Raw genomic sequence first — 26,098 nt, forward strand, 5'->3', positions numbered from 1 at the left:
GGGTCCCCAGCGCCAAGGGCGCCACCCTGACGGCCGTGGTGGACGCCGGCACCCACAAGGGCCTCCACGAGCTGGCGCGTTCACGGCGTGCCGGGATGGCCTCGGTGGTGCGCGCCGCACTGGCGGCCACTCTCGCGGCCACGGGCGCGGGCGAGGACGTCGCCGTCGGCGTCCCGGTGGCCGGGCGGCCCGAGGAGGACCTCTTCGATCTGGTCGGCTTTTTCGTCAACACCCTTGCCCTGCGCGCCGACACCTCCGGTGACCCGACCGCCGGCGTCCTGGTGGAGCGGGTCCGTGACGCGGACCTGGCCGGATACGCGCACCAGGAACTGCCGTTCGACCTGCTGGTCGAGCACCTCAACCCGGAGCGCTCACTCGGACGGCACCCCTTCTTCCAGGTGATGCTGACGCATCTGCGCGCCGGCGAAGGGCCGGGAACCGTCGCGCTGGGCGGCCTCAGCGGACGCCTGTCCGACGCCGACCTGGGGGCGGCGAAGTTCGACCTCAACGTGGTCTGCCAGGAGCGGCAGGGCACCGCAGGCGAACCGGACGGGCTCGACGTCACCGTGCAGTACGCGGTCGACCTGTTCGACGAGGACACCGCCCGGCTGCTCCTGGACGTCCTCGTCCGGGCGCTGCGCGGCTTCGCCACCGGTCCGGGGACAGCGCTGAGCGCGCTCGGCCTGGTCACCGCCGAGGAGCGTGCGGCGCTCGACGCCCGCCGGGAGCGCACGGCCGCCGCGCGCGATGCCGCCCCCGCCGAGCGCGAACCGGCCGGCGCGCCGGCGGCGGACGCCCCGCGGGTGGAGATCCTGTGCGGCCTGTTCGCGGAGGTCCTCGGCCGTGACCGCGTCGCCGCCGACGACAACTTCTTCCGCAGCGGCGGCCATTCGCTGCTGGCCGGACGCCTCGTCAACCGCGTCCGCGCCACCCTCGGCACCGACGCCGCCATCCGCGACCTGTTCCTGGCGCCGACGCCCGCCGCGCTGCATCAGCGCCTGGCGGCCCTGACCGGGGCGACCGGCCGGCCCCGCCCCGCGCTCACCGCCACCGGCCGCCCGCACCACGTCCCGCTGTCCTACGCCCAGCACCGCCTGTTCTTCATTGGCGAACTCGAAGGCGCCGGCAGCGCCTACAACATGCCCGTCGTGGTCCACCTGGACGGCGCTCCCGACCCCGCGGCACTCTCCGGCGCGCTCGCCGACGTCGCCGAGCGGCACGAGGTGCTCCGCACGGTGTACCGGGTGCACGACGGTGAGCCGTACCAGGAGGTGCTGACCGGCGTCCGGCCGCCGCTGGAGCTGGTGGAGACCAGCCCGGAGAGCCTGGCCGGCGCGGTCGCGGCGGTGTCGTCGTACGTGTTCGACCTGGCCGCCGAGGCGCCGCTGCGGGCCTGGCTGCTGGACCCCGGCGACGGCTCAGGCCGGACCCTGGTGCTGCTCGTGCACCACATCGCGGCCGACGGCTGGTCCACCGGACCCCTGCTCGCCGACCTGTCCCGCGCCTACGCCGCGCGGGCCGCCGGCACCGCCCCGGAGTGGGCCCCGCTCCCTGTCCAGTACGCCGACTACACGCTCTGGCAGCGGGAGCTGCTCGGTGCCGCCGACGACCCCGACAGCACACTGTCGCGCTCCCTCGCCCACTGGCGGCAGGCGCTGGACGGCGTCCCGGCGGCCACCGACCTGCCCGCCGACCGGCCGCGTCCGACGGAACCCAGCGGCAGGGGCGCCACCGTGACCGTTCCCCGGCTGGGCGCTGACGTCCATCGCGGACTCGCCGCGCTGGCCCGCGCCGGGCACGCCACGGTCTTCATGGTGGTGCGGTCGGCCCTCGCGGCCGCCCTGTCGGCGGTCGGCGCAGGCGACGACATCGCGCTGGGCACCCCGGTGGCCGGCCGGCCGGACCAGGCGCTGCACGACGTGGTCGGCCTGTGCGTCAACACCCTGGTGCTGCGCACCGACCTGTCCGGGCAGCCGACGCTCGGCACGCTCGTCGAGCGGGTGCGGGACGGCGACCTGGCCGCGTACGCCCATGAGGACCTGCCCTTCGACCTGCTGGTCGAGCACCTGGCCCCCGAGCGCTCTCTCGGCCGCCACCCCTTCTTCCAGGTCATGCTCACCTACCAGCAGCAGGAGACGGGCCCGCTCGCCCTGGGCGCCTCCTCCGGAACGCCGACCTCCACCGATCTGGCCGCCGCGAAGTTCGACCTGTCCTTCCACTGCGCCGAGGTGCGCGACGCCGCGGGCACGCCGGAAGGACTGGACGTCGGTGTGCAGTACGCGGTCGACCTGTTCGACGAGGACACCGCCCGGCTGCTGCTGGAGATGTTCGTCCGGTCCCTGCGCGCCTTCGCCGCGGCCACCCCGGAGACCGCGCTGGCCGGACTCGTCGAACCGACCGCGGAGGAGGCCCTCGGCCTCGCGGCACGCAGGAAGCGGCTGGCGGAGGCGACCGCGCCGGCGCCTGAGGCGGGCGCGATGGCGCCGCGCGACACCGGGGACCCCCGCGTGGAGATCCTCTGCGGCCTGTTCGCCGACGTGCTCGGGCGCGACCGCGTCGCCCCCGACGACAACTTCTTCCGCAGCGGCGGTCATTCGCTGCTCGCCGGACGCCTCGTCAACCGCATCCGCGCCACCCTGCACGTCGAGACCGCCATCCGCGACCTCTTCCTCGCGCCAACGCCCGCCGCGCTCCACCAGCGCATCACCGAGAACGGCGACACGACCGGGCAGCCCCGGCCCGCGCTCGCCCCCGCGGCCGAGCGCCCCGCCCATGTCCCCCTCTCCTACGCCCAGCACCGGCTGTGGTTCGTCAACCAGCTGGAGGGGCCGAGCCCGGCGTACAACATGGCCGTGGTCCGGCGGCTGCACCGCCGGCTGGACGCGACGGTGCTGGCCGACGCGCTCGCCGACGTCGCCGAGCGGCACGAGGTGCTCCGCACGGTCTATCCGGTGCACGACGGCGAGCCCTACCAGAAGGTACTGACCGGCGTCCGGCCGGTCCTGCTCACCGAGGACGTCCCGGCCGGGCGACTGGCGGCCGCGGTGGACGCGGCGACGAGCCACGTCTTCGACCTCGCGGCGGACGTGCCGCTGCGGGCCTGGCTGCTGGAGAGCGAGGAGCCGGCCGAGAACGCCGGCGCCGGGCAGGGGGTGACGCTCGGTACAGGCGCCACAGGCGGGCAGGTGCTGGTCGTGCTCCTGCACCACATCGCCGCCGACGGCTGGTCGCTGGACTGCCTGCTCGCGGACCTGGCCTTCGCCTACACCGCACGGGCCGCCGGCACCGCGCCCGCCTGGACGCCGCTGCCGGTGCAGTACGCCGACTACACGCTGTGGCAGCGGGAGCTGCTCGGCCACACCGGCAGCGCTGAGCCGGGGCCGTCCGCCGGCTCGCCGGGCGGGGGGATCGCCGCTCGGCAACTCGCCCACTGGGCCGAAGCGTTGGCCGGCCGCCCGGCGCTGCTGGAACTGCCCGGTGCGCGGCCGCGGCCGCCACGGCCCAGCGGTCGCGGCGCGCTGACCGCGTTCCGCCTGGACGCGGAGGTGCACCGGGCGCTGGCCGAACTGGCGCAGAACTGCGGCGCGACCGTGTTCATGGTCGTGCAGGCGGCGCTCGGCGCGCTGCTCGACCGGTACGGCGCGGCGGGCACCCCCATCGGCACGGTCGTGGCCGGACGCGCCGACGAGGCGCTGCACCCGCTGGTCGGCTTCTTCGTCAACACCCTGGTGCTGCCCACCGACACCCCAGGCGACCAGCCGTTCGCCGAGCTCGTCCGCCAGGTTCGGGAGGCGGACCTGGCCGCCTACGCCCACCAGGAGGTGCCCTTCGACCTCGTGGTGGAGCGGGTCAACCCGCACCGCTCGTCCGCCCATCACCCCCTGGTGCAGGTCATGCTGCAGGTCCAGCCGGCCGCGTCCACCGGCCCGGTTGCCTCGGCGCTGTCCGGCGAGGTGCTGCCCTTCACCGCCGGCCAGGCCAAGAGCGACCTGACGTTCGCGCTGACGGAGGCACGGACGGCCGACGGCGCGCACGCCGGGTTCGACGGCGTGCTGGAGTACGCCACCGACCTGTTCGGCGCGGACCTGGCCGCGGACCTCGCGGCGGGACTGGTCCGGCTGCTGGAGGCCTTCGCCACCGACCCCGAGCTGCGGCCCGCCGACGTGGCGCTCGGCACCCCGGCGCCCGGCGCGGGCCCGTCCGCCCCGGCCCGCACCGTGACGGCGGCGTTCGCCGAACAGGCCTGGCGCACGCCCGGTGCGATCGCGGTCTCGTGCGACGACCAGGCCCTGGACTACGCGGAGTTGGACGCCGCCTCGACGGCCCGGGCCCAGTCCCTGGTGCGAGCCGGTGTCGGCCCCGGCGACACGGTCGCGGTCGTCCTGGAACGCGGCGTCGAGCTGGTCACCTCCGCACTGGCCGTCCTGAAGGCCGGGGCGGCCCCGGTTCTGCTGAACCCGGAGGCGGACGGCGGCGCGGACGGCTCTTCCCGGCCCGGAGGCATGGGATGGGCAAGCGCTGCCGACGGACCTGACCGTGCTGCTCCCGCGAGCGCGCGCCGCGGGAACGATGGCCCGCGGCCCGAGGATGCCGCAGCGGGCGGTTCGACGATCCGCGCCGGCCAGGGTGCCGACGGCGGCGTGCCCTGGGACGTGGTGCTCACGCGCCGCGGTCTGGAACGCAGGGCACGCTGGGCCGGCCGGACGCGGGTGCTGCTCGTGGAGCGGCTGAGCGGTGGTCGCTCCCGCCGGACCCCGCTGCCGGTGCCGGGCGTGCTGGACACCGCCGCGATCTGCCTGGCCGCAGGCCCGGACGGGCGGACACGGTGGCTGCGGCTGACGCACGGCGCACTGGGCCGGACCGGGCTGCCGGTGACGCAGGTGACCCCGGGCAGGACCTCGACCATGACGGGCAGGACGTCGACCGTGACGGGCGGGAGTACCGCAGCTTCGGGCAGAGCAGCACTGACCACGCAGGCCACCGGGGAGGCGTTCGTCCGCGACCTGTGGGCGGGCCTGCTGTCGGGAGCCGGCTGCCACGTACTGCCCGTGCGCGCCGCCCAGCCGCTGTCCGCCGCGGCGTACGGGCCGCGCCTGGTGCTGGACGCGGCACTGCGGCCGGTACCGGCCGGCGTACCGGGCGAGTTGTACGTGCGCGGCGCGGTGCCGGGGGACGGTTTCGCGGCGGATCCGACCGCCACCGCCGCGACGTGTGTCCCGGACCCGTTCGGGGCGCCCGGCGACCGGATGCGGCGGACCGGCCTGCGGGTGGTGCGGGACGCCGCGGGTCAACTGCGGCGGGTCCCCGGTCCCGACGACGTCCTGGGCGGCTACCGCGTCGACACGGCGCTGGTGGCCGAGGTGCTCGCCCGTCACCCCGCACTCGTCGACACGGCAGCGGTCCTGTCCCCGTCACCCGGCATTCCCGGTACGGACAGCCCGCAGCGCCGGCTCGTCGCCTACGCCGTCGCGGCCGGCCGGCAGGTGCCGGACGAGGCCGATCTGCAGGGGTGGCTCGCCGAACGGCTTCCGGACTATCTGGTGCCTTCGGCGGTGGCCCTGCTCACCGCGCTGCCGCTGACGGCGGACGGCCGGCTGGACACGGACGCGCTGCCCGCGCCGGAAGACGTCGTCCCGTTCGCCGCGGGAGGTTCCGACCGGAAAGCGGGTCCGGCGGATACCGACGGCGCGGCTGGACGGCGCAGCCGCTGGGAGGAGCCGTTGTCCCGGCTGTTCGAGGAGGTGCTGGGTGGACGGAGTGTCGGAACGGACGACAACTTCTTCCGCTCGGGCGGTCATTCGCTGCTGGCGGTGCGCCTGGTGAACCGGGTGAAGGCGGAGCTGGGAGCGGAGATCACGCTGCGGGACGTCTTCAGCCACCCGACGGTGGCGGGTCTCGCGCAGTGGCTGGCCGAGGCCGCCGCCTCAGAATCCGCCCCGCCGCCCGCACCGGCCCGCCCCACGCTGCGCCGCCGCACCACGGCCGGCACCCGCAATCCCAGCTGAGTGTTGTGCACCAGCACGTGGGCCCCTTCCCTTTCCCGGGAAGGGGCCCACTTCGGTGACCCGCCGCTCTCAGTGGATCGGCATCCCTCCGTGGGGGCTGTTGACGACCACCGGCACGGATCCCTCAGCGAGGTAGGGGTGGTCGGGGAAGTGGTCGAGGTGGAGGTGACCTCCGTCCTCCGTGTCGGCCATGTCCCGGAGGTCGGCCGCGAGGATCGTCCTGTGCGCCGGCATCGCCGTTGATCACCAGAACGCGGCGAGGCGCGTCCAGCCCGATGTGAACCCCGGGGCCGGTGCCGGCGCTTCCCACACGGTCAGCACCCCTCTGGAGGTCGGGTCTCCATGATGCGGCGGCAAGGCGCCACGCGAGGCGTCGATGTCTTGACTCTCCGACCGGCTTGTACGCTGACGCCTCGTCGTCCTGACCGAGAGCGAACACCGCGGAGACGAGCATGCCCGACGCCCTGAGCCGGCTCGCGAAGCTGTTTCCACCCCCTGCTGTGCCGGTGGCCGCCCCTCCGTGGGAGCGATCGCGGGCCGAGATCGGCCTGGACTTTCCGTCCGACTACCGGGGCTTCGTCGATCTCTACGGCGCGGGCAGGTTCAGCGCGCCCGACTCGTTGGCCTGTCACGTGCACGCGCCCACGTCCCGGCCTCTCCAAGGGGTGCGCGAGGCCGGTTTCAAGGGCTACGTCGAACGGCATGCCTCCGAGACGGGCCGCCTGTTCGGCCCCGAGGGCCTCGACGAGACAGACGACACCAAGCCGGCATACCGGATGTTCCCCGAACCCGACGGGCTGCTGGTCTGGGGCGAAAACGAGCAGGGTGACCTGTTCTTCTGGCTCACCTCGGACGCCGATCCGGATCGGTGGCCGGTGGTGATGTGGGCGCGCGGGCCCGTGACGGCGTACCGGTTCGACATGGGCATGGTCGACGTGCTCCTCGGAAGCGCGCAGGGAGAGATCCCGAACGTCCGGGCGATGCGCTCTCCACACCGTCGTTGGACGATGACGGCCGACTGGAATCACGACCGGATGAACATCTCCGCAGGCCCGGCGTCCCCATGAACCAGATGCCCTTGCTGTACGAGCAAGCGGGTCGGGGCAATGGCGACTGGTTCCACTTCATGGTGGTGGGGACGGACCGCCGGCCGGACAGTCAGACCCAGCTCACCGGCCACTGGCGCGCGGGCGACTGGATCGACGGGATGTCGCTCGTGCTGCGCACGCGTGATGGTCGCCGTGTGGCCATCACGGGGGCGGAGATGGAGCCGCCGCTCAACAGCGCGTCCGAGGCTCGCGGCCAACGCCGCCTGGTCGTCCCGGAGCTCGGCCCGCTGACGTCGAGCGGTTGCCTGCACGCCGCGAGGTAGGTCCTGAGGGCGCGAGCTTCTGATGCCACGTCCGCAAACCTGATGCTGCGGCCTGTTCTCCGCTCAGGCCGCGGGCACAGGTGGCGCTGCCCTCATCGCGGTCAGGACGAGGTCCTCCCGGACTGGCCCGCCCCCGGAAAAACCGCGCAAGCTCCGCCAGGGGCGCGGGGTCCCCCAGCCTCCGCCCAGGAGGTGCTCCCAGCGCGAACGACCACAACGGCGGCGCACAGGGCAACGGCGGTCCCGGGGCACCCCGGAGGCCGAACCCCTCTCCGCGCCGGAGGCACACCGCACCACGACCCCGGCGTACCCCGGAGGCGGACGAAGAGCCCGGGCGGACGGCCGGCCCCCGCCCACGTGGAGGACGCCAACCCTGCCGACGGGCAGAGGAGCCGGGCAACCCGCCGGGAGGGCGACCGGCACTACGCGCCACCCGAATGTGCCGCCCCGGCTGCCCCCGACGCTGCCCTCCCCCGCAGCCCCGAAAACCTAGCCTGGACGCACCGCTCGCCGGCACGGATCCGCTGGTGCCGAGCCGATCCCGCTGCCCCGAGACTGGAGGAACGCGATGCCCCCGAACGGCCGCCCGCCGACCGCGAACGACGCCCCGGAGGGGGACGAGCCCAGCCCGAGCGGCACCACATCCGCGCCCGGGACCACCACCGCGCCGGCCGGCGGGACCGTTCTGGACGGCGGTCCCGCCATCACCCCCGCCCCGCCGGTGACCGAGCGGATCGCCGCGCACATCGCGGCCACGCCGGAGCGGATCGCCCTGGTCGGCGAGGGACGTTCCCTCACGTACGGGGAACTCGCGCTGGCCGTGGCCTTCCGGGCGGACGAGCTGGCCGCGGCCGGTGCCGGGCCCGGGCGTCTGGTGGCCCTGCAGCGGCCCCGCGGCATCGAGGCGATCGTGTCGCTGCTGGCGATCCTGCGCACCGGCGCCGCGTACCTGCCCCTGGACCCGGCCGCGCCGCAGGCCCGTACCGCCGCGATCCTGGCGAACTGCTGCGGCCCCGACGCCCCCTCCCCGCAGGACGTCGCCGCGGCCGGCGAGCTGGTGCTGCCCGGTCCCGGCGTCGCCGGGGACACCGCCTACGTGATCCACACCTCCGGCTCCACCGGCACTCCGAACGGGGTCGCCGTCGGCACGCACGCGCTGGCGCACTTCACGGCGGGCGCGACCGTCCGTTACGACGTGGGCGCAGGCGACCGGGTGCTGCAGTTCGCCCCGCTGCACTTCGACGCGTCGGTCGAGGAAGTCTTCGTCACGCTCGGCGCCGGGGCCACCCTGGTCCTGCGGGACGACGAGATGCTGGATGTGCCCGGCCTGCTGGCCGGCTGCGCCGAGCACGCCATCACCGTGCTCGACCTGCCGACCGCGTACTGGCACGAACTGGCCCACGTGCTGGCCTCCGGCACGGGCCGGCTCCCAGCGTCGGTCCGCACCGTCGTCATCGGCGGCGAGGCCGCACTGCCGGAGCGGGTCGCCCAGTGGAACCGCGCCACCGAGGGCCGCGTGCGGCTGCTGAACACCTACGGCCCGACGGAGACGACGGTCGTGGCCACCGTGGCCGACCTGACCGGCCACCGCGAGGGCCCGGTGCCCATCGGGGTGCCGCTTCCCGGCGTGCTCGCCGAGGTGGTGGACGGGGAACTCATGCTGTCCGGACCGGCGTTGGCTCACGGCTACGTCAACCGGCCCGAGCTGACGGCCGAGCGGTTCGTCGTACGGCACGGCCGGCGCGCGTACCGCACCGGCGACGTGGTGGAGGTGCGGCCCGACGGGCAGCTCGGCTACCGCGGGCGCCGCGACGACGAGGTGAAGATCAGCGGCCACCGCATCGACCCCGCTTCCGTGGAGTCGGTCCTCGCCGGCCATCCGGCGGTGCGCGCGGCGGCCGTGGTGGTCCAGGAGGGGACCGACGGCGCGCGGCGGCTGGTGGCGTTCGTCGCCGCGGACGGCGTCAGCGCCGACGAGCTGCGGGCCCTGGCCCGCGAGCAGTTGGCGCCGGCGGCCGTGCCTTCGGCGATCGCTCTGGTGGGCGATCTGCCGCGGACCAGCAGCGGGAAGATCGATCGCAAGCTGCTGCGGACCGCTCCGGTCCGCAGCGCGGCCACCGACGCCCTGGCCGTGGCCGGGGAGGCCGACTTCGACGGTGAGCTGCTGCCCGAACAGGACCGCGTGCCGCTGTCGTTCGCGCAGCGCCGCCTGTGGTTCCTCGGCCGGATGGACGGCCCGACGGCGACCTACAACCTGCCCGTCGTGCTGCGGCTGGACGGCGTGCCCGGCATCGACGCGCTGCGCGCCGCGCTCGGGGACGTCGCGGCCCGGCACGAGACGCTGCGGACGGTCTTCCCGGCCGGTCCCGACGGCGAGCCGTACCAGCACGTCCTCGACCGGCCGGCGATACGGCTGGAGGTCCGGGAGTGCGCGCCGGACGACGTGGCCGGGGAGGTCGCGGACCGCACCGCGGAGCCGTTCGACGTCACCTGCCAACTTCCCGTGCGTGCCTGGCTGCTGGTCCCCGGCGACGGCACCGCCGTGCTGATCCTGCTGCTGCACCACATCGCCACCGACGGCTGGTCCCTCACCCCGCTGCTCCGCGACCTCGACCGCGCCTACACCGCACGACGCGACGACACCACCCCCGAATGGGCCCCCCTGCCCATCCAGTACGCCGACTACACCCTCTGGCAACACGACCTGCTCGGCGACCCCCACGACCCCACCAGCCTCGCCCACCAGCAACTCACCCACTGGGAAACCACCCTCACGGAACTGCCCACCACCGACCTCCCCACCGACCGCCCCCGACCGCTCCACCCCACCCACCGCGGCGCGACCGTGACCACCCGGCTCGAACCCGCCGCCCACGGCCGTCTCCAGGCGCTGGCGGACTCCGGTGGGGCGAGTCTGCTGATGGTCGCGCAGGCCGCGCTGGCGGCGGCACTGGCGGCGGCGGGAGCGGGCGAGGACATCGCCATCGGCACTCCGGTCGCGGGCCGCAACGACGAGATGCTGGACGACCTGGTCGGCTTCTTCGTCAACACGCTGGTGCTCCGTACGGCCGCCCCGGCGGGTGTGCCGGCCGACCGGCTCGTGGCCGGGGCCCGGGACGCGGCGCTGGCCGCCTTCGCCCACCAGGACGTGCCCTTCGACATGGTCGTCGAGTACCTCAACCCGCCGCGCACGTTCGGCCGGAACCCGTTCTTCCAGGTCATGGTGAGCGTCGACACCCAGGCGGCCGGCGACGGGCGGGGTCCCGGTCAGGATGCCGCCGCGGGCGGATCCGTCCCGCTCGGCCCTCTCGCCGGAACGTTCGCGGCGACGGGCCTGGAGGACGCGAAGTTCGACCTGAGCGTGTCCTGCGTGGACCTGCGGAACGCGGACGGCACTCCGGCCGGTTTCGAGGTGTGGTGGCAGTACGCGGTGGACCTGTTCGACGAGGACACCGCCCGCCTGCTGCTGGACGCCTTCGTGCGGGCGCTGCACGCCTTCGCCGACGCCCCGCACGAGGCACCCGCCGGGCTGCTCGGCGCTGAGGAGTGCGCCGCCCTGGCGGCCCGCCGCGAGCGGGTAGCCGCGGCGGCCGCCGCTCCCGAGGCCGTGCGCGCCGGAGGGTCGCCGCGCGAGGAGATCCTGTGCGCGCTGTTCGCCGAGGCCATCGGCGTCGACACGCTCGGCCCCGAGGACGACTTCTTCGCCGCGGGCGGCCACTCGATGTCGGGGGTGCGGCTGATGAACCGCGTCCGTGCGGTGCTGGGCGTGGAGGCACGGATCAGGGACCTGTTCCTGGCGCCGACCCCGGCCGCGCTGGCCCGGCGGCTCGGCGGCGCGGCCCAGGGCGCGGAGCGCCCGGCGCCGGTTCCGGTGGAGCGGCCGCAGCGTGTCCCTCTGTCGTACGCGCAGCGCCGGCTGTGGTTCCTCGACCAGTTGGAGGGGCCGAGCCGCTCGTACACGATCCCGATCGCGCTGCGGCTGCGCCGGCCGCTGGACCCGGCGGTCCTGTCCGACGCCCTCGCGGACGTCGCCGGCCGCCACGAGGTGCTGCGCACCGTCTATCCGGCGGTCGACGGCAACCCGTTCCAGCGGGTGCTCGACACGGCGCGGCCGGTGCTGGAGGTGGTCCGCACCACGCCGGGCGGCGGTCAGGCCGCCGTGGAGGGAGCTGCCGGGCACGTCTTCGACCTGGCGGCGGACCTGCCGCTCCGGGCCTGGCTGGTGGAGGAGACCGCCACCTCGGGCGCAGCCCCGGCCACCGCCCCGGACGCGAACACCTCGGAGGCCGCCACCTCGACGGAGACCGTGCAGTTCCTGCTGCTCGTGGTGCACCACATCGCCGCCGACGGCTGGTCCACCGGCCCGCTGCTCGGCGATCTGGCGCAGGCGTACGCCGCGCGCGCCGCCGGTGCCGCACCGGACTGGGCGCCGCTGCCGGTGCAGTACGCGGACTACACGCTGTGGCAGGAACGGACGCTGGGCGACGCCGACGAGCCGGACAGCCTGACGGCAGCCCATCTCACCTACTGGCAGCAGCAGTTGACCGGCACCCCGCCGGTGCTCGAGCTGCCGGCGGCCCGCACCCGGCCCGCGGAGGCCACACACCGGGGCGGACAGGTGCCCGTCGAGGTGGACGCCGTGACCCACCAGCTACTGGCAGCGGCGGCCCGCCGCGCCGGCGCCACCGTGTTCATGGCGGTGCAGGCCGCGCTCGCGGCGACGTTGACCCGGCACGGCGCCGGCACCGACGTGGTACTCGGCACGGTGGTGGCCGGCCGCGACGACGAGGCGCTGGACCGGCTGGTCGGCTTCTTCGTCAACACGCTGGCGCTGCGCACCGACACCTCGGGCCGCCCGTCGTTCGGCGAACTGCTGGAACGGGTGCGCGACACCGACCTGGCCGCCTACGCGCACCAGGACCTGCCGTTCGACCGGCTCGTCGAGCACCTCAACCCGCAGCGCTCGGCGGCCCACCACCCGCTGGTGCAGGTCATCGTCCAGGTGCAGGCCGCGGAGGACGAGCCGGGTGACGGCTCGCCGCTGGCCGGCACGGCGGTGGGACTCGACACGGGGATGACCAAGTTCGATCTGACGCTGTCGCTGCGGGAGTTGAAGGACGCCTCCGGCGCGCCGGGCGGCCTGGCCGGGGTGCTGGAGTACGCCACCGACGTGTACGACGCGGCGACCGCCGAACTGCTGGCCGGCCGGCTGGCGCGGCTGCTGCGGGAGGCGGCCGAGCGGCCGGAACTCCCGGTCGACGACCTGGACCTGCGCACGCCCGCCGACGAGCGGCTGACGGCGGCGGCCGACGACACCACGACGGCGCCGGCTCCCGTCGGCCTGGTGCACGAGGTCGTCGCGGCCTGGGCCCGGCGTGAACCCGGGCGGGTCGCGCTGCGGTTCGGCGACCAGGCGCTCACCTACGGCGAGGTGGAGGCACGGTCCGCCGCGCTGGCCGGCCGGCTGGTGTCGGCGGGGGTGCGGCGCGGCGGCGCGGTCGGCGTCTTCATGGAGCGGGTGCCCGATCTGGTGGTGGCCGCCCTGGCCGCGGCCCGGGTGGGCGCCGCGTATGTGCCCATGGACCCGCGGCTGCCCGCCGCACGGGTGCGGATGATGGCCGAGGACACCGGTGCCGCGGTGCTGCTGACCCGTTCCGAGCACCTGGACGCCCCGGCCGTCCGGCAGGAGGAGGCGGCCGGCCTGGCCGTACTGGCCCTGGACGCACCGCGGTTCACCGAACCGGGCGACGGGCTGACGGCGCAGGACGACGCCCAGCAGGTCGCGGTCGGTGACGCGGACGTCTTCTACGTGATGTTCACCTCCGGTTCCACCGGCCGGCCCAAGGGCGTGGCGGTCACGCACCGCAACGTGGCCGAACTGGCCGCCGACCGCGCGTGGGACCTCGCCAACCACCGCAGGATGCTGGTGCATTCGGCGATCGGCTTCGACGCCTCCACCTACGAGCTGTGGGTGCCGCTGCTCAACGGCTGCGAGCTGGTGATGGCTCCCGGCGACGGTGCCGACCTCGGCGACCTGGACCGCACGATCCGCGAACACGACGTCACCGCGGCGTACTTCACCATGGGCCTGTTCCACGTGCTGGCCGACGAGGGCCTGGAGACGCTGGCGCGGCTGCGCGAGGTGTGGACCGGCGGCGACGTGGCGTCGCCGGCGGCGCTGCGCCGGGTGCTGGACCACTGCCCGGACACCACGGTGGTGCACTCCTACGGCCCCACCGAGACCACCTTCGCCTCCCACCACCAGCGGTTCCCAGCCGGCGCGCGGCAATTCACCGGCGTGTACCTGGGCCTGCCGATGGACAACACGCGGGTGTACGTGCTCGACGAGCGGCTGCGGCCGGTGCCGGCGGGCGTCCCCGGCGAGATGTACCTCGCGGGATCGCACGTGGCGCGCGGCTATGTCGGCCGCCCCGGCCTGACCGCCGAGCGCTTCCTGCCCGACCCGTTCACTCCGGGCGGCGGCCGGATGTACCGGTCCGGCGACCTGGTGCTGCGGCAGCCCGACGGCGAACTGCGGTTCCTGGGACGGGCGGACGGACAGGTGAAGCTCCGCGGCTTCCGGATCGAGCCGGGCGAGGTGGAGGCGGCACTCGCCCGCCACCCGTCCGTGGGCCAGGCCGCGGTGCTGGTGCGCGAGGACCGGCCCGGCGACCGGCAGCTCGTCGGCTACGCGGTGCCGCGGGCCGGGGCGGAGGTCTCCGAGTCGGCCCTGCTGGCCGCGCTGGGGAGCGAACTGCCCACGCACATGGTGCCGTCGGCGGTCGTCCTGGTCGACGCCATCCCGCTGACGGTGAACGGCAAGCCGGACCGGGCGGCGCTGCCCGCTCCCGCCCGCCACGCGGCGCCGGCCGGCCGGCGCCCGCGCAACCCGCGCGAGGAGGTGCTGTGCGGGCTGTTCGCGGAGATCCTCAACGTGCCGGGCGTCGGCATCGACGACAACTTCTTCGCCCTGGGCGGCCATTCACTCCTCGGCGTGCGCCTCACCAGCCGCATGCGGACGGTGCTCGGCGTCGAGCGCACCGTACGCGACCTGTTCCGCTCCCCCACCGTCGCCGGGCTGCTCGCCGAGGACGACGGCGACGGCGACGGCGACCCGATGGGCGTGCTGCTGCCGCTGAACGCGCACGGCTCCAGGCGACCGCTGTTCTGCGTGCACCCGGGCACCGGTGTCGGCTGGTCGTACGCCGGCCTGGCGCAGCACCTGGGCCCCGACCAGCCGCTGTACGCCCTGCAGACGCGGGCACTGGCCGAACCCGGCTACGCGCCCCAGTCGGTGGAGGAGATGGCGGACGAGTACCTGGCGCGGATCCGGCGGATCCAGCCGTGGGGCCCCTACCGGCTGCTGGGCTGGTCGTTCGGCGGGACCGTCGCCCACGCGATGGCCGCGCGCCTGCAGGAGCAGGGCGACCGGGTCGAGGTGCTGGCGATGATGGACGTGCGCCCGATGCCGCCGCAGGCCGAGCGGGTGCCGCTGACCGACGCCGACAAGCGCGACATCCTCTTCGAGGAGGCCGACGACGGTTCCGGCCGGCCCTTCGACCTCCCCGCCGCGGTGACGCGCATGCGGCGCCGGGACCCGGTGCTGGCGGACTTCTCCGACGCCGAGATCCGCGCGGTCATCGCCGCCTCCTTCGACCACGCGGAGATCCTGCCCCTGTACGACCCCCGCCGCGTCCACGCCGACCTGCTGTTCTTCACCGCCCGCCGGCCCTTCGACCCGGGCGACTCCCTCGCCGCGGAATGGGCGCCGTTCGTCACCGGCACGGTCGAGAACCACGGCATCGACTGCCCGCACCTGCGGATGGCCGAAGCTGAGCCCCTCGCCCGCATCGGCCGGGTGCTCGCGGACGCACTGCGGACCGCCGACACGGCCGCCGCGGAGAGCACCAGCGGGAAAACCTCCCCGAGAACCGCCCGCGAATCCGCCGAAGGCCCCGGAAATCCCACCGATAAACCCGCCGAGGCCGTCGCCCGGGCCTCCGCCGCGCCGCTGGCCTGACCCAGCGAAAACCGAATCCGGACCATCGGGACACACCCGTCCCGTCACCGACGGAATTCGCTCAGGAATTCCACGTAAGCACGACGACCTGTATCACAGACGGCTGCAATTCCCGCATTCCCGCACTCCCCCATCCGCGTCACACAGCCAAGGAGAGACCGAGATGACGAACCCGTTCGACGACGCCGAGGCCACCTTCCACGTCGTGGTCAACGACGAGAACCAGCACGCGCTGTGGCCGGTCTTCGCCGAGGTTCCCGCAGGCTGGCGGGTTGTGCTCGCCGACAGTGCGCGCCCGCAGGCGCTGGCCTACATCGAGGAGAACTGGACAGACATCCGGCCGGCCAGCCTGCTGGCGAGCTACAGCTGACACGCCGGCCACCCCGGCACCGAGGCCGTTCCCGCACCATTCCACGGTGCGGGAACGGCCTTTTCCGTGCCGCATGGAAAATGCCTCGCTCATTGCGGCACGCATTCCCGGACTTCCCTCGTTGTGCCGCCGCTACTGCCGCTCGTGGAAAACCCGCACGCCTATATTCGCAGTAAGCGTTCGAGAGACCTTCCCGCACCCCTCGGCGATTCCACGGAGACCCCTTATGGCGCTCGCCCCGGCCCGTCCCGCAGTCCTGGTGACCGGCACCGCTTCCGACTCGCACACCTGGAACCTCGTCCTCCTCCAGCTCTTCCTGGAGGAGCTGGGGCACCCGGTGTCCAACCTCGGCGCCTGCGTGACGCACGAGCTGCTGGTCGACGGGTGCCGGCGGCACCGCCCCGAGGTGGTCGTGATCGGCAGCGTGAACGGCCACGGCTACCGGGACGGCCTCGCCGCCGTCACCTTGCTGCGCGCCGAACCGGACCTGGCCGGGATGCGGGTGGTGGTCGGCGGCAAGCTCGGCGTCGACGGCGTCCGCAGCCTCCAGGACCGGGGGCGGCTGCTGGCCGCCGGGTGCGACGCGGTCTTCGACGACGGCTCCCTGACCGCCCTGCGGGAGTTCCTCGCGGCACTGCCCGCACGGGTGGTGACGGCATGACCGCCCCCGCGCCGTCCCTGGGCCGCTACGTGGCCGCGGCGGCCGCGGCCGGAGGGCTCGTGGTGCAACCCCGGATGGGCTTCGGCGACCCGCGCCACATGAGGGCCGGCCTCGTGGGCACCCGGGACGCCGCGGCCGTCACGGTGGGCACGGTGACCATCGACAGCTACACCCGGGTCGGCGATCCGGCCGGCGCCCGCCGCGCACTCGCGGAGGGCGGGGCGCTGAACGGCTACCCGATCGTCAGCCACCCGGCGGCCGTCACCCGGTCCCTGCTGCGCGGTGTGCACGGTCCCGGCTTCCCGGTGCAGGTGCGCCACGGCTCGTCCCACCCGGAGGCCATCATCCGGGCGCTCACCGCCGTGGGCCTGGACGCCACGGAGGGCGGCCCGGTGTCGTACTGCCTGCCGTACGGGCGCACCCCGCTGCGGGCGTCGGTGGACGCGTGGGCCCGCGGCTGCGAGCTGCTCGCGGAGCTCGCGCCGCCGCCGAGGGTGCCGCACCTGGAGACCTTCGGCGGTTGCCTGCTCGGGCAGTTGTGCCCGCCGGGACTGCTGGTCGCGGTCAGCCTGCTGGAGGCGCTGTTCTTCGTCGAGCACGGCATCCGCGAGGTCTCGCTCAGCTACGCCCAGCAGACCTCGCCCGAGCAGGACCGCGAGGCGGTGGCCGCGCTGCGCAGGCTCGCGGCGGAGTTCCTGCCGCCGGACGTGCACCGGCACATCGTCCTCTACACGTACATGGGCGTCTTCCCGTCCTCCGCCGCGGGCGCCGACCTGCTGCTGCGCGCGTCGGCGCGGCTGGCGGTGCGGTCCGGCGCGCAGCGGCTGATCGTCAAGACCCCGGCGGAGGCACACCGCATCCCCACCGTCGCGGAGAACGTCCGCGCACTGGAGAGCGCGGCGGCCGCCGCCGAGGCCGAAGTCCGCTCCCCTGCCGACCGGTTGGAGCCCGACAGCGAGGTGTACGCGCAGGCACGGACGTTCGTCGAGGCGGTCCTGGAGCTCGGCACCGGCACGGGCACCGGCATCGGCGAGGCCCTGCGCTCCGCCTTCGCCCGGGGCTACCTCGACGTGCCGTACTGCCTGCACCCGGACAACGCCGGGCGGTCGCGCAGCTTCATCGACGACCGCGGCCGGCTGCGCTGGTCCCGCACCGGCGCCATGCCGGTGGCACCGGATCTGGCGCCCGCCGGGACGACGGCCGACCTCACGTCCTCGCAGCTGCTGGCGGCCCTGCACACGATGGCCAGGCGCTTCGACCTGGCCGCCGAGGCCGCCGCCCCCACCGGTACGGCCGGTTCCGCCCGTGCCGCCCATCGCACCCGGTCCGGCGCGCCCACCCGGCCCACCGCTCCCCCGCGACCCACCCCTTCTCCGCGACCCATCGCGCCCACCCGGCCCACCACGCGCACCTCCGGCCCCGGCGCCGGTTCCCCGGCGGGTGTCCGCCCGCCCCTGCCTGGCGTGTTCACGCCCTCACGTACGACCGATGACGGGAGTCGAGATGCTTGACCTGGCCCACACCGAGATGCCGCTGCCGGCGGCGGACCCCGCGCCCGCCGTGCCACCGCTGGGCGAGCACCTGCGCTCGCCGGAGTTGCGGTCGGCGATGCTCGTGCAGCAGGAGGCGCTGCACGCCGCCCGCACGTACCTGCGGGAGCAGGGCTTCACCGAGCTGCTGCCGCCGTTGGTGGGCCCGGTCACCGATCCCGGCGGGCGTGGCGCCAAGGCCCTGGACGTGGACTACTACGGTCGTCCGTACAAGCTGATGACCAGCGCGATCCTCTACAAGCAGGCGTCGCTGCGCGGCTTTCCCCGGATGTTCTACATCGCCCCGAACGTGCGGGTGGAGCCGGCGGAGACCGCGGGCACCGGCCGCCACCTGGTGGAGTTCCACCAGATCGACGTGGAGATGGCCGGGGCGTCCCGCGAGGACGTGCAGCAGATAGCGGCCGGCCTGCTGCGGCGGGTGGTGGCGCACGTGTGGCAGCAGGTGCCCGAGGAGCTGACCCGGCTGGGGCGCCGCGCCGAGGACTTCGCCGGGCTGCTGGCCGGCGGTTTCGGCCGCCGCACCCACGCCGAGGCCGTCGAACGGCTTTCGGAGCTCGGTCACCGGCAGAGCCCGGACGCCGAGATCGACTGGGCGGGCGAGCGGCTGCTGTCGCTGGCGGCCGACCGGCCGTTCTTCATCGACGACTACCCCAAGGGCTCGCGCGGCTTCTACGACCGCGAGGACCCCGAACGCCCCGGCGTGCTGCGGAACTTCGACCTGATCGCGGACGGCGGCTTCGGCGAGCTCGTCAGCGGCAGCGAACGCGAGTCGCAGTACGCGGCGCTCGTCACCCGGATGCGGGAGAGCGGCGAGAACCCCGCGAAGTACGCCTGGTACCTGGACCTGGCCCGCGAGGGCCTGCCGGCCAGCGCCGGCTTCGGCATGGGTGTCCAGCGTCTGGTGCGCTTCCTCACGGGACTCGACGCACTGTGGCAGGTCAGCGCCTACCCGAAGCTGCCGGGGGTGATCGCGCCGTGACCGGACTGCACGCGGACGGCTTCCCCGAGGCCGCGGTCAGGGCGAGGGCGCGGCGCGGTACCGCCGAGGTGTTCCCCGCGGCCGGGTCCTACGGCAGCCGGCTCTTCGGAGCAGGGGCCGGGACACCGGACGCCGGCGCGGCTCCCCACGGCCCCGGGGACGGCCTGGACCGGGCCCGGCTGGTGCCCCCGGTGTTCATGCCACGCCGTTTGGAGAAGCTGATCGACCTCGGGCGCGAACCGCTGCACGACGACGTGGACCTGCGCACCGCTCTCGGCGGCTTCACCTCCGAACTGCCGCTCTACCTCAGCGCGTTCGGCTCCACCCGGGCGGGCAGCGGGGACCTCGCCATCGCCGCGAGCCGCCAGGCCGCACGCCTGGGCATACCGATGGTGATCGGCGAGAACATGGTCCCGGTGCACGGCTACCGCGGCGGTGCGGAACGGTCCGCGCTGCTCGCGCGGATCGCCGCCTATGTGGCCGAGGTACCGGACGGCGTCGGCGGCCTGGTGGTGCAGCAGTCCACCGAGGACGCCGACGGCGAGGTGTGGAACCTCCTCTACAGCGACCCGGCCACCCGCCCGCTGCTCGACTCCGGCCGTCTGGCCTTCGAGTTGAAGACGGGGCAGGGCGCCAAGCCGGGACTCGGCGGGATGACGGTCGTCGGCCGCGCCGAAGCCGCCGCGCTGGCGGGGCGGTTCGCGGTCCGCGACGTTCTCGGCGCCACCGAAGAGTCCGACGAATCCGGCGAGCCTGACGAGTCCGCCGGATCCGGCGGGTCCGGCACGAGCCCCGCGCCCGGCACGTCGCCGCTGCTCCTGCGCTGCGCGACCCCCGGCACCTTCACCCAGGAGATCCTGCGTCAGCAGATCCGCTTCATGCGCAACAACTACCCCCGCGCCCGTACCTGGGTGAAGTTCCATCCCGGCCGTGACGTCGCGGAGGCGGCCGCGGTCGCCTGGGCGGCCGGCGCCGACGCGGTCACCGTCGACGGTGCCGAGGGCGGCACCGGCTGGGCGCCGCTGGTACTGATGGACGCCGCGGGCCTCGACCTCGCGGAGTGCCTGCGGCGGATCGGCCGCCCGGCGGGATGTCTGCTGGCCAGCGGGCGTATGTGGGAGGGCGGCCGGGCGGTGAAGGCGCTCACCCTGGGCGCCACGGCGGTCGGCCTCGGCCGTGCCGCGCTGCTCGCGGTCGACGAGGACCCCGACAACGGCCTGGTGCGCCTGGTGGCGGCACTGGCCCTGGAGGCCCGGCTGCTGATCAGCGCGCTCGGCCAGTACCGCGCCGCGGACGTCGGCCCCGACGACGTGTGGTGGTCCGACGGCTCGGCGGCGCCGGCGGCGCCCACGGCACCGGGAGTCACGCGATGACCCGCGTGAAGCCCGCCGCCCAGGTGCGGGGCGGTGACCTCCGGTGAGCGGGCCGCGCACCGCCGGCCCCGCACGCGTGCGGCCGGCCGGTGCACCGCCCGCCAGGACCGCCGGCCGCGGATGTTCGGTCCGGGCCCGGTTCTCACTGTCGGAGCTGCCGGCCGTGGCGGTGCAGCCGTCGGGTGCCGCCCGGACCGGCGCGGTGGTCGTGCGGGTCCTCGCGGCGGCCGGCCGCGGTTATCTGGGCGGGCGGCTGAACCTGCGGACGTACGGCGGGACTCCGGACACGCGGTCACCGCGGTTCGCCCGGGCCGAGAGCGCCGCCCAGTGCCGGGCCACCGCTCTCGCCGTCGCCTCCGCCCTGCGCGGGGGCCGTGGCACCGCCCGGGTGCCGGTCCGCTGGCCGCCCTGACGCTCCGCCGTCTCCGCCACCGCACGGGCGCGGTTCAGGCCGGCTTCCGCGGACCGCCTGCTTCGCCCAGGTCCTGCGGCACGCGCACGTCCCGGCTCCCGCCCGCGCCGGCGCACCGCCGGCACCGGCACGTCCCCACCCTTTCGTCGCCCTTTCGTCGCCCTCTCGTCTTCCTTCCTCGGCCCGCTCCGGCCGAGCCCTTCTCTCAGGAACAGGTGATCGCCATGGACGCCCCCTCCCGATCGGCCCCCGTCGCCGCGCCGTCCGCGCAGGTGCACTGGAGCAAGGTGGGCGCGCTCGTCAGCGGGCAGGCAGTGGTCCAGGGCGGCAGCTACGCCCTGCTGATCGCCATGAACTGGACGGCCGTCCGGATCGGCGGTGCGAGCGCGGTCAGCCTGCTCATGCTCGCCGCCACCGTGCCCCGCGCCCTGATGCTGCTCTTCGGCGGAGCGGTGAGCGACACACGCGGACCGCGCTGGGTGCTGCTGCGCACCACGGCCGCCCGCGCGGTGGTCCTGGCGGTCGGCGCGGTCGTCGCGGCCTCCTCCGACCGGCTGACGCCCCTGGTCGTCATCGCGGCGCTGGAGGGCGCCCTGCTCGGGCTGGCGGGTCCGGCCTCCGGAGTGCTGATGCCGCAACTGGCGTCCCGCGAGCACCTGGGCCGCGCCAACTCCCTCTACGCGATGGTGCTGCGCCTCGCACCCATCGCCGGCGCACCCGTCGGCGCGTGGCTGATCAGCATGGGCCGCATCTGGGAGACCCTGGTGATCGCGGCGGGCACCGGCGTCATCTGGCTCGGCTGCCTGCTGTATGTGACGCACGGGTTCACCGCACCGCCGCGGCAGCCGGGCGGCTCCACGGTGCGCCGGTCCGGCGACGGCTTCCGGCTGCTGCTCGACGACACGCGCCTGCGCTACATGTTCCTCGCCTCCTTCTGCCTCGACCTGGCCTTCGGCTGGCCCGCGGACGTGGCGCTGCCCGCCCTGGTGAACCAGCGCGGCTGGGGGGTGAGCGCGGTCGGCGTGGTCCTGGCCGCGTTCAGCGTGGGCGCGCTCGGTTCGAGCGCGGCCGGCGCGGTCCTGGCCCACCGCATCTCGATGTTCGTCCGCCTGGTGGCGACGGGTCTCGGCCTGGCCGTCGGCATCGTGGTCATGGCGCTGATGCCGAGCGTGCTGTCGCTGTCGCTGGTGGCCGCCGGAGTGGGCCTGCTGTCCGGTCTCAACGGCCCGGCGATCGTCACCGTCTACCAGCAGTCGGCGCCCGCGTCGCGGATGGGGGCGGCCATGTCGACGCTGTCGCTGTCCGGCATCGGTGTCGGCCCGCTGTCCATCGCGGTGTTCAGCTCGCTCGCCGTCGGGCTCGGCGTGCAGACGACCTGGCTCATCTGCGGTGCCGTCGCCTTCGGTTCGCCGTTCGCGGCGCTGGTCGCACTGCGCCGGCCACTGGCCGCGGACGCCTCGGGCGCTGAGGAGGCGTCCGCGGCGGGCGACAGCGCCGGCGACGAGGCCGGCGTGCAGGAACTCCGTCCCGAACCCGCGCTGAGCCTGAGCGCACAGCCCGCCGCGGCCGCCACCGGCCACGGCGACGACGTCCCGCAGCCCCTTCCGGCAACCGTGTGAGGCGGTCATGTCCCCTGCACCGACACCGACTTCGGCTCCTCCCCCGGTCCCGGGCGCACACGCCGCCCGGACCTCCCCTCCGGCCACCGTCCCTACCACCGCGCGCACGACGGACTCGCTCACCTACGCTGCTCCGACGGGCACTTCGGGTGGCCCGCGACTCGCCGTCGCACCCGGCGCCCGGATCGCCGGGCCGGCTCCCGCGGCCCGCTACGGTCCCGGGCCAGGCGGCGGGGCCGGACTCCTGGTCCCCACCCCGCTCGGCGTCCTGCACGCCGCCCCGGTCGTGGTGGCCCCGCCGGACGACCCCGCGGAGGTGTGGCTCGTCGACACCACCGTGGTCCGCGGACAGGCGGCCCGCGAAGCCACCGCCGTCCTGGACGCCGAGGAACTGGCCCGCGCCGCCGAGTTCCGCCAGGTCACCGACCGCGACGGTTACGTGTGCGCGCACGTGGCACTGCGCCGCCTGCTGGGCGCCTACCTTGGCGTCCCCGCGGCGGAGGTCCGCACCCGGCGGGACCCGTGCCCGCACTGCGGCGGCCCGCACGGGCGGCCGGTGCTGCCCGACGGGCGCCTGCACTTCTCACTGTCGCACTGCGCGGACCTGAGCCTGCTGGCGTTCGCGACCGTGCCCGTCGGCGTCGACGTGGAGGTGGTGCCGGATCCGCGGACGATCGCCGAGACCGCGGACGTGCTGCATCCGCGCGAGGCCGCCGAGCTCGCGCTGCGGACTCCCGCGGACCGCCCGCTGGCCTTCACGCGGGTGTGGACCCGCAAGGAGGCCTATCTCAAGGGCCGCGGCATCGGGCTGGCCGAGGATCCGGCCGCCGACTACGTGGGGTCGGGGGCGGTGCCGGCGGCACTGCCGGGCGGCTGGTCACTGACCGACGTCCTGGTGCCGCCCGGGCACTGGGGCGCGGTGGCCGTCCAGCTCCCCAGCCGGTCGCCCTGACGCTCCCCCGCCCCCACCGCGTGTCCCGGGCCGCCGTCAGCGGCCCGGGACACGCGCGTGGCACTCGGCACGCGGGGGCGACGGATACGGCCCGGCGACGGCCCGGAGTTCGGGCGGTATCGCCGGATCCTGCGGCAGTGTGCAGTCCAGCGCCTGACGTCCAGGAGCGGCCGGTCAGGCAGGAGCGGCAGGTCAGGCCGCGGCGGCGTTCCCGGACTCCCCCGCGGCCCGCCGGACGGGCATCATCGTCTCGACCGTGTCCTGGGCGAGGTGGTCGAGGATCATGCGGTTGACGCTGCCCGGCTGTTCCAGCGGGACGAGGTGGGAGGCGCCGGGGACGACCGCCAGCCGGGCGTCGGCGAGCGAGCGGTACAGGGCGGAGGTGTGCTCCAGCGTCATCATGTCGTCGTCGCCGACCATGACGAGGGTGGGCGCCCGGACGGCCGCCAGGTCCTCGGCGGTGAGCGTCGGCTGGCCACGCCACATGTCGAGGGTCTTCGCCGCGGCCGCCGGCCAGTGCCCGGCGCCGTCCGGCGTGACGGCCTCGTACATCTCGCGGAAGAACGCCAGGTCGGCGCTGTCGGGCGTCATCGCGTCGAGCATCCCCGGCTCGGCCCAGCACTCGGCGGCGGGCCGGAAGGTGGCACCGATCACCACGGCCTTGCGGACCAGGTCGGGCCGGGCGGCGGCGACCAGCAGCGCGACGATCCCGCCGTCGCTCCACCCCACCAGATGAGCCGGCTCCCCGACGACCCGTTCCAGGAACGCCACGGTGTCCTCGGCCATGGCCTGGTAGGTGAGCGGTCCCTCGACGTCGGGCGTGTGCCCGTGCGCGCGCCGCTCGGGCAGGAAAACCCGGTACGCGGCGGCGAGGTCCGCGCGCTGCGCTCCCCAGGTGTCGTTGGTGCAGAAACCGCCGTGCAGCAGGAGCAGCGGCTCCCCGCTCGTGCCGTCGGTCTCGTACCAGGTCCTGACGCCGGGAAGCTCCGCATAGTCGCCCATGGTCCAGGCCCTCTCGGCTCGCGTCGTCCCCCTCTCAGTCTTGGCCGCGGGGGTCGCGAGCCGCAACGTGAGCCATGTAGCGCTAGGTGCGGATGGCTACTGGACCGTCCCGTTCTGCTCCGGGTTCTACTCCGGGGGGATCACCGCATGACGCACACCGTCCGGCCGGCCATTGGCTGAGCGCTGTCGGTGTCCTCGTCGGATTCGCCGGTTCCTCCGCGACCGTGGTGGCCCTCGCCGCCGGGGCGGGCCTGACGCCTGCCGTGGCTCACCGCGGTCGTCACGCGCCTCGCCCGGGCGTGAGCAGCACGGCCCTCCCCGCACACCACCCGCACCCCTCCCACTGACAGGAGTTCACGATGACCGAGCCCGTCAAGGGTCCCGCCAGCTACTTCCCCTCGCTCGAGAAGAAGTACGGCCGCCCGATCGCGGAGTGGAAGGACCTCATCCGCACGTCTGCGCTGACCAAGCACATGGACCTGGTCGCCTGGCTCAAGACCGAGCACGGTCTTGAGCCACGGCCACGCCAACGCGCTGGTCGCCCACACCCTCGTGGAGGACGAGAAGGCGTAGCCGTCCGGACGGTGGCGGTGCTGCCGTGGCCGTGGTCAGTGGAGCGAGGCCCCGTCGAGGACGGGGTGGCCGGAGCCCAGGAAGAAGATGCCGGGGTAGCCGGGGGTCTCGAAGCCGCGGCTGGGGTTGGACCGGCCGCTGGAGCGGACGAGCGTCAGCGTGCCGGTGCGGTCGTTGCTGACGAAGAACAGCGCGCCGCCTCCCTCCCGCGCGTCGTCGTGCGTGAGCACGGTGCCCGCCAGCCGGACGGTGTAGCGGTTGCCGTCGGTGTAGACCGCGCCGCCACTGCCGCCGCCCGGCGTGCCCGACCGGGCGGGGTTGGCGCCGCTGCCGATAGCGGAGTTGTAGGAGAACAGCGAGTTCGTGATCACCCAGGACACCCCGATGCTGCTCAGCGCCCCGCCGTTGGAGCAGACGCCGCCCTGGCCGGGCGCCCCGCCGAAGGTGCTGCCGGTGATGTAGACCGGCAGCCCCCGGTACTGGTCGAGCACACGGATCGCCGCGCCGCCCAGGTCGGGGCCCGTGGCGTCGCAACGGTTGCGCACGAACCGCGTGTTCACCGCCTTGAAGCGCCCGCCGCGGACGAACACCGCTCCCCCGCCGCCGCCGTCGGTGGTCTCGCCGGTGGCGTTGCCGTCGGCGAACGTCAGGTTCTGCACGGTCAGTTGGGGGCTGCTCTGGTCCTGGCAGTGCGACGTCGCCCAGCCCTGCCGCTGGTCGCAGGTGTCCATGTACAGGATGCGGCGGTGTCCGCCGCCGCTGAGTGTGACGAGACCGCCGCCGTCGATCACCACGCGGGGCGAGGAGTTGCGTACCTTGGCCGTCGCCGTCAGGACGATGACGACGGGCCGCGGGCCGCAGTCGAAGGTGATCACGCCGCCCGCCGCGACGGCCGCGACCACGGCGGGGGAGGTGCAGCCGGCGGGCGAGCCATGGCCGATGACGCGCGTCGGGTGCGAGGTGGCTGCCGCCTGGCCGTCGGCCGGAACCGGCTCGTGTCCCTGCGGGTTGCCCGCGTGAAGCCTGGCCGCCCCGGGTGTCCCGGCGGCGCCGGTGCGCTTCGGCGAGGCGGACGGCCGGCGCGTGGGCGAGGCGGTGGCCACGGCCGTGCCGATGGCCGGGCCGGAACCGCCCGCCGGGGAGGCGGGCGCGGGCGCGGGCGGGGGGGCCTGGGGCGCGGGGGGAACCCCCGGAACGCCGCCGACGAGCC

At 74.9% G+C, this 26,098-nt stretch carries 14 protein-coding genes and 2 pseudogenes; 13 read left to right on the forward strand and 3 right to left on the reverse strand.

The features are described 5' to 3' along the window. The coding region (locus K7862_RS38030; protein WP_262414243.1) for a condensation domain-containing protein at positions 1–6,005 on the forward strand (6,005 nt) is incomplete at its 5' end. Positions 6,006–6,074: 69 nt separating this feature from the next. Here K7862_RS38030 and K7862_RS38035 read toward each other — a convergent pair. Further along, the gene (locus tag K7862_RS38035; protein WP_262414244.1) at positions 6,075–6,197 is read right to left on the reverse strand and encodes an Imm32 family immunity protein; all 123 of its coding nucleotides are present in this window, start codon (positions 6,195–6,197) and stop codon (positions 6,075–6,077) included. 260 nt (positions 6,198–6,457) lie between these two features. Between K7862_RS38035 and K7862_RS34345 the strand changes: the two genes are divergently transcribed. The 11 genes from K7862_RS34345 (at position 6,458) to K7862_RS34395 (ending at position 23,313) form a co-directional block, all read left to right on the forward strand. Beyond that, positions 6,458–7,072, forward strand: a complete 615-nt coding sequence (locus K7862_RS34345; RefSeq protein ID WP_222969197.1) for an SMI1/KNR4 family protein — start codon at positions 6,458–6,460, stop codon at positions 7,070–7,072. Then, entirely contained in the window at positions 7,069–7,377 is a 309-nt protein-coding gene (locus tag K7862_RS34350) for a hypothetical protein (protein WP_222969199.1), read from the forward strand. Before K7862_RS34345 ends, K7862_RS34350 begins: the two co-directional genes overlap by 4 nt. Before the next feature lie 568 nt (positions 7,378–7,945). Further along, positions 7,946–15,397 (forward strand): non-ribosomal peptide synthetase, encoded by a 7,452-nt coding sequence (locus K7862_RS34355; protein ID WP_222969201.1) that lies wholly within the window; start codon positions 7,946–7,948, stop codon positions 15,395–15,397. Between the two features lie 163 nt (positions 15,398–15,560). Next, positions 15,561–15,767 carry an MbtH family protein gene (locus tag K7862_RS34360; RefSeq protein WP_222969203.1) on the forward strand — a complete coding sequence of 69 codons (207 nt, stop codon included), beginning with the start codon at positions 15,561–15,563 and terminating at the stop codon, positions 15,765–15,767. Between the two features lie 226 nt (positions 15,768–15,993). Then, entirely contained in the window at positions 15,994–16,428 is a 435-nt protein-coding gene (locus K7862_RS34365) for a cobalamin B12-binding domain-containing protein (RefSeq protein ID WP_222969204.1), read from the forward strand. Continuing rightward, complete coding sequence (locus K7862_RS34370) at positions 16,425–17,939, forward strand: methylaspartate mutase (RefSeq protein ID WP_222969206.1); 1,515 nt, start codon at positions 16,425–16,427, stop codon at positions 17,937–17,939. The genes K7862_RS34365 and K7862_RS34370 overlap by 4 nt, the downstream gene beginning before the upstream one ends. Beyond that, positions 17,917–18,957, forward strand: a complete 1,041-nt coding sequence (locus K7862_RS34375; protein ID WP_308012343.1) for an asparagine synthetase A — start codon at positions 17,917–17,919, stop codon at positions 18,955–18,957. Before K7862_RS34370 ends, K7862_RS34375 begins: the two co-directional genes overlap by 23 nt. After that, positions 18,954–20,330, forward strand: coding sequence for a glutamate synthase-related protein (locus tag K7862_RS34380; RefSeq protein WP_222969208.1), 1,377 nt, complete (start codon positions 18,954–18,956; stop codon positions 20,328–20,330). Before K7862_RS34375 ends, K7862_RS34380 begins: the two co-directional genes overlap by 4 nt. A gap of 163 nt (positions 20,331–20,493) precedes the next feature. Then, complete coding sequence (locus K7862_RS34385) at positions 20,494–20,742, forward strand: hypothetical protein (protein WP_222969210.1); 249 nt, start codon at positions 20,494–20,496, stop codon at positions 20,740–20,742. Between the two features lie 224 nt (positions 20,743–20,966). Beyond that, positions 20,967–22,361 carry an MFS transporter gene (locus K7862_RS34390; RefSeq protein ID WP_222969213.1) on the forward strand — a complete coding sequence of 465 codons (1,395 nt, stop codon included), beginning with the start codon at positions 20,967–20,969 and terminating at the stop codon, positions 22,359–22,361. Positions 22,362–22,368: 7 nt separating this feature from the next. Continuing rightward, positions 22,369–23,313: a 4'-phosphopantetheinyl transferase family protein gene (locus K7862_RS34395; RefSeq protein WP_308012344.1), complete on the forward strand. Its 945-nt coding sequence runs from the start codon at positions 22,369–22,371 to the stop codon at positions 23,311–23,313. A 192-nt stretch (positions 23,314–23,505) separates the two neighbouring features. Here the strand turns inward: K7862_RS34395 and K7862_RS34400 are convergent, their stop codons facing one another. After that, positions 23,506–24,315: an alpha/beta fold hydrolase gene (locus tag K7862_RS34400; protein ID WP_222969215.1), complete on the reverse strand. Its 810-nt coding sequence runs from the start codon at positions 24,313–24,315 to the stop codon at positions 23,506–23,508. Between the two features lie 359 nt (positions 24,316–24,674). Here K7862_RS34400 and K7862_RS34405 point away from each other — a divergent pair. Further along, positions 24,675–24,888: pseudogene (locus K7862_RS34405) on the forward strand (DUF4287 domain-containing protein). A 35-nt stretch (positions 24,889–24,923) separates the two neighbouring features. Here K7862_RS34405 and K7862_RS34410 read toward each other — a convergent pair. Continuing rightward, positions 24,924–26,098: pseudogene (locus K7862_RS34410) on the reverse strand (hypothetical protein); the annotation flags it as partial.

The sequence above is a fragment of the Actinacidiphila acidipaludis genome, assembly GCF_019890725.1.
Classification (GTDB): Bacteria; Actinomycetota; Actinomycetes; order Streptomycetales; family Streptomycetaceae; genus Actinacidiphila; species Actinacidiphila acidipaludis.